This window comes from Dietzia maris (genome assembly GCF_014144855.1).
Lineage (GTDB): Bacteria > Actinomycetota > Actinomycetes > Mycobacteriales > Mycobacteriaceae > Dietzia > Dietzia kunjamensis.
Genome location: NZ_JAALDN010000279.1, coordinates 1 through 4,998, shown reverse-complemented (window position 1 = coordinate 4,998; position 4,998 = coordinate 1). Strand labels below are relative to the sequence as shown.

Sequence of the window (4,998 nt, the reverse complement as noted above, 5' to 3'; positions counted from 1 at the left end):
CGCCCGTCGGCGGCGCTCCGGTGCTCGGCCGACCTCCCGTGGGAGACCGTGCCGCGAGCGGGCCGGTGACGACCTCGCAGGGGGCGGGCGCGACGGAGGCGGGCACGACGGAGGCGGGCACGACGGAGGCGAGCCCGACGGTGTCCAGCCCGAGAGCGTCCGGCGACGACCACCCGATGCCGAGGTGAACGCCTCGATACGGACGTCGGCCCCGATCCGTTGGTGGCACTCCGCCCGGCTCCGCATCACCCTCGGCATCACGTTGATCACCGCCGCCGTGTTCGCGGCGATGATGGTGTTCACGTTCCAACTGCTGAACCTCAGCACCGAACGGGTGATGGACTCGCGGCTCAACCGGGAGGCCGCCGACTTCACGACCTTCATGACGGCCGGGATCCTGCCGTCCTTCGAGTCGGAGAACCCCACGGTCGAGCAGTTGATCCGGGCATACCTCGCCCAGCAGTACCCGTCCTCGGAGCTGCTGCTGGTCGGGACGGCCACCGAGTCGGGCACCCAGTTCACGCTCTCCCGGTACGGGCCCGAGGAGGACCAGCTCTTCCCGCCGGCGATACGCTCACAGATCCAACGGATCGGCCTGGTCTCCACCGAGAGTTCGGGGATCCTCGACGGCTCGGTGCGGTGGCGCAAGACCACGGTCGAGAGCCCCGCCGGGCTGGCCAACATCGTCGTCGCCGTCAACGACCGGGGCACCCACCAGGAGACACGGCGCGTCGTGTTCTACATGCGCTGGGCCAGCGCCGGAGGCATGGTCGTCAGTGCGGTACTCGCGTGGTGGATCGCCGGGCGGATGCTCGTGCCGGTGCGCCGTATCCGCGAGGCCGCCGAGACCATCTCCGCCGCCGACCTGTCGAGGCGCGTCCCCTCCGACGGACCCGACGAGATCGTCTCACTCGCCGACACGGTCAACGCCATGCTCGAACGCGTCGAGGAGGCCTACCGGACCCAGCGGGAGTTCCTCGACGATGCCGGGCACGAACTGCGGACGCCCCTGACCGTCGTGCAGGGCAACCTCGACCTCATGCCCGACGACCCCGACGGGCGTGCCGAGGCCACCCGCCTCATGCAGGACGAGCTGTCGCGGATGACCCGCATCGTGGAGGACCTGCTCACCCTCGCCAGGGCCGACCGTCCCGACTTCCTCCGGACCGTCCCGACCGACGTCGCCGAACTCGTGCTGGACGTCGAGGCGAAGATCGACGTGATCGCCGACCGTGACTGGCGGGTGCTCCCCTACGCCGAGGGCGTGGCCCGACTCGACCAGCACCGCATCACGCAGGCACTCATGCAGTTCTGCTCCAATGCCGTCCGCTTCACCGGCCCCGGCGACACCATCGAGATCGGGTGCCGGATCATCGAGCCGGGGGATCCCACCGTGCCCGACGAATTCGCCGCGGGGCCCGTCGCCCCGTCGCCCAAGCGGGAGGACTACCGCCGACGGCTCCTGTGGTGGGTCCGCGACAGCGGACCGGGGATCCCGCCCGGGGAAGAGGAGAGCATCTTCCAGCGTTTCCACACCGCGCGCGGCCAGCTCCGCGACGGCCGGGGCGGCACCGGCCTCGGTCTGGCCATCGTCTCCACCATCGCCAAGGCGCACGGGGGACGTGCGTTCGCGTTCAACGCCGAGGGCGGGGGCGCGGTGTTCTGCATCGTCGTCCCCCTCATCGCACCACCACCGGAAAAGCGGCCCCGCAACGACGGGGACGCCGAGCCGGTCGCGTCGGGCGACAGCGGTACGCGCTGATCCCGCGCACGTCCCGGACGAAACCGCGGACACGGGACCGGGCAGCGTCCAACCAATGTCTTCCCGTGGGATACTCCGGGTTCGAGAAGGAGGGTTGCATGACGAATGTTCTCGTCGTGGAGGATGACGATCTCATCCGATCGGTGTTGGTGAAGGCACTCGGCGGCGCGGAGTACACCGCACTCGAGGCCGTGGACGGGGAGAGCGCCCAGGCGATCCTGTCGACGATCTCCGACATCGACCTGATGTTGCTCGACATCGGCCTGCCGGACACCGACGGGCTGACCCTCCTCCGCGAGGCCCGCGACCGCGGGTTCGCCGCACCCGTCATCATCCTCACGGCCCGCGACAGTGTGGCGAACACCGTCGAGGGGCTGGAGTCCGGCGCGAACGACTACATGGTCAAGCCCTTCCGCGTGCCCGAGTTGCTCGCCCGCATCCGTCTGCGGCTGCGCGAGTACGAGGCCACCGAGGACCCGGGCATCCTCGAGCACGCGGGCATGCGCCTGGACATCCGCACCCGCCGGGTCGAGGTGGACGGCCGGATCCAGGAGCTGACCAACCGCGAGTACTCGCTGCTCGAGATGCTGCTGCGCAACAAGGGCGAGACCATCAGTCGCGAGCAGCTGCTCGAGAGCGTGTGGGGCATGGACTTCGACCCGGGCTCCAACATCGTCAACGTCTACATCCGTTCCCTGCGTCGCAAGATCGGCGAGAACAAGGTGCAGACCGTCCGCGGCGTCGGTTACCGCGTGGAGTGACACCCGGCCGGTCGGCGCCGCGCCGACGCGTCCGATGTGTGAAGACCCCCGGCCGAGGCCGGGGGTCTTCACATCTGTCGAGGTCTCAGCCCTCGCCGGGCTCCCAACCGAACGGCATGAGCACACTCTGCAGCTCGCAGAAGGCCTCGAGCCCCTCGGGGCCGTTCTCGCGACCCAGGCCCGAGTTCTTGAACCCCCCGAAGGGCGCGCTCGGGTCGAAGGCGTACCAGTTGATGCCCATTGTGCCGGTGCGCACCCGCTGGGCCACGGCGAGCGCGGCATCCGGGTCTGCGGAGTACACGGCCCCGGCCAGGCCGTACTCGGAGTCGTTGGCGATCTGCACTGCCTCGTCGACCGTGTCGTAGGCGATGACCTGCAGGACCGGCCCGAAGATCTCCTCCTGGGCGATGGTCATCGAGTTGTCGACGTCCCGGAAGACGGTCGGCTGCACGTAGGCACCCTCGGCGACACCCTCGGGCAGTCCCTCGACCGTGCCGCCCCCGTAGGCGATGGTCGCGCCCTCCTCGACGCCCTTGCGGATGTAGCCCTCGACGGACGCCTTCTGCTTGTGGTTGGCCAGCGGGCCGAAGGCGGTGCCGTCGTCGGCCGGGTCACCCACGGGCATGGCCTTGACGTTCTCCACCAGCGCCTCGACGACCTCGTCGTACCTCGACCGCGGCGCGAGGATGCGGTTCTGGGACACGCACGCCTGCCCGGAGTTCATCAAGGCGGAGAAGACCATGGTGCCGGCGTTGGCGGCGATGTCGGCGTCCTCGAGCACGATGGCGGCGCTCTTGCCCCCCAGCTCCAGCGAGCAGCGCGTGAGGCTCTGGGCGGCGATCCCGGCGATGTGCTTGCCGACCCCGGTGGAGCCGGTGAACGAGATCTTGTCGACGTCCGCGTGCGAGACGAGGTGGTCGCCCACGGAGCTGGGGCCGGTCACCACGGACAGCACGCCCTCGGGCAGCCCGGCCTCACGGAACAGGTCGGCCAGCCACAGCGCGGACAGCGGCGTGGCCGAGGACGGCTTGAGGATCACCGAACTGCCGGACAGCAGTGCGGGCGCCAGTTTGGCGGTGTTGAGGTAGAGCGGGACGTTCCACGCGGTGATGGCGGCGACGACGCCGACGGGGTGGCGGGTGATGACCGACGCGCCGAAGTCCCCGTGCCGCACCTCGGACCACGGGAAGGTCTCGGCCAGGCGGGCGTAGTACCGCAGCACGCCGAGGGTCGGCGTCACCTGGATCATGGCGGCGGTGCCGGGCGGGGTGCCCATCTCGTCGGAGAGGATCTGGCACACCTCGGCCTGACGCTCCTCGAGCATGTCGGCCACGCGGGCCAGCAGGGCGCCGCGCTCGGCGGGCGGGGTGGAGCGCCACACGCCGGACTCGAACGAGTCGCGCGCCTGGCTGATCATCTCGTCCAGGTCCTCGGTGGTGGTCTCGGCGACCCGGCCCACGACCGCGTTGGTGGCGGGCGAGGTCACCTCGAGGACGCCGGTGGTGATGGGATCGGTCCAGCGGGTGCCGGAGAAGAGCTTGTCATGGACGACGACCACGGGGACCTCCGAGAGGTAGAAAACAAGAACGTGTTCCACCTCACTGTAGCGAGTCCACGGCGCCCCGTGGGGCAGCTACCCGGCCCGCATCACCAGCACGAGGTTGGACACCAGGACCTCCCTGACCAGTGGCACGCGCACCAGCCACCACGCCCACCGTGGGTGGTAGCGCGGGAACGCCGCGACCAGTTCGGCCGATCCGGTCTGGCGTGCCCAGTCGAGCCCCTCGGCGCAGCCCACCTCGAACAGGGACTCGCCGTAGACGTTCTTGGGCGGCCGGCCGTGGCGACGCTCGTACATCCGCCGCGCCCGCTCGCCACCGAGGTAGTGGGTGGGTCCCATCTCGTGGCCGCCGAAGGGTCCGTACCAGAGCGTGTAGGAGACGACGACGAGGCCGCCCGGTCGCGTGACCCGACACATCTCCTCGGCCATCGTCCAGGGCTCGGGGACGTGTTCGGCCACATTGGAGGAGATGCACACGTCGACGCAGTCCGATCGGATCGGCAGCGACATCCCGCTGCCGCGGATCGAGCCCGCCTGGTCCAGGCCCGCCGCCGACATCTCCCCCACGTCCGGTTCGACGGACACGTACCGCGCCCCCTCGGCGGCGTAGGCGTCGGAGAAATAACCCGGCCCGCCGCCGACGTCCAGCACCGTCAGCCCCGGGAGGCGGCCGGTGTCGGACCCGGGGCCCCGCCCGGCCGGCCGGTCACCGGCGCGCTCCCACAGGTCCGCCACCAGTTCGACGGTGTCGCGGGCCAGACCGGAGTAGAAGACGTCCGGGTCGGACTGCTCGAGCGGGAACGAACGCAGCAATCCGAGCGACCGACCGAGGGTGGCGCGGCGGGCCACCGAGCGCAGGGCGGGCGAGCGGTGGACGGGATCGGTGATCACGGCGGTGACGATACCGGCGGCAG

Annotated in this window: 4 protein-coding genes; 2 read left to right on the top strand and 2 right to left on the bottom strand. The window is 70.4% G+C overall.

The features are described from left to right. The first annotated feature begins 184 nt into the window (after positions 1-184). Positions 185-1,762 (top strand): sensor histidine kinase, encoded by a 1,578-nt coding sequence (locus G6024_RS09680; RefSeq protein ID WP_132062847.1) that lies wholly within the window; start codon positions 185-187, stop codon positions 1,760-1,762. Between the two features lie 98 nt (positions 1,763-1,860). Next, positions 1,861-2,523 (top strand): response regulator transcription factor, encoded by a 663-nt coding sequence (locus tag G6024_RS09675; protein ID WP_069389041.1) that lies wholly within the window; start codon positions 1,861-1,863, stop codon positions 2,521-2,523. Positions 2,524-2,608: 85 nt separating this feature from the next. Here the strand turns inward: G6024_RS09675 and G6024_RS09670 are convergent, their stop codons facing one another. Next, positions 2,609-4,120, bottom strand: a complete 1,512-nt coding sequence (locus G6024_RS09670) for an aldehyde dehydrogenase (protein WP_338402911.1) — start codon at positions 4,118-4,120, stop codon at positions 2,609-2,611. Between the two features lie 36 nt (positions 4,121-4,156). After that, a complete protein-coding gene (locus tag G6024_RS09665) occupies positions 4,157-4,975 on the bottom strand; it encodes a class I SAM-dependent methyltransferase (protein WP_120282781.1) in 819 nt (272 codons plus the stop codon). Between the last annotated feature and the right edge of the window lie 23 nt (positions 4,976-4,998).

What these genes read in the sequence shown, in the direction of transcription:
- G6024_RS09675 (WP_069389041.1), top strand. Translation starts at nt 1,861, where the DNA reads ATGACGAATGTTCTCGTCGTGGAGGATGACGATCTCATCCGATCGGTG.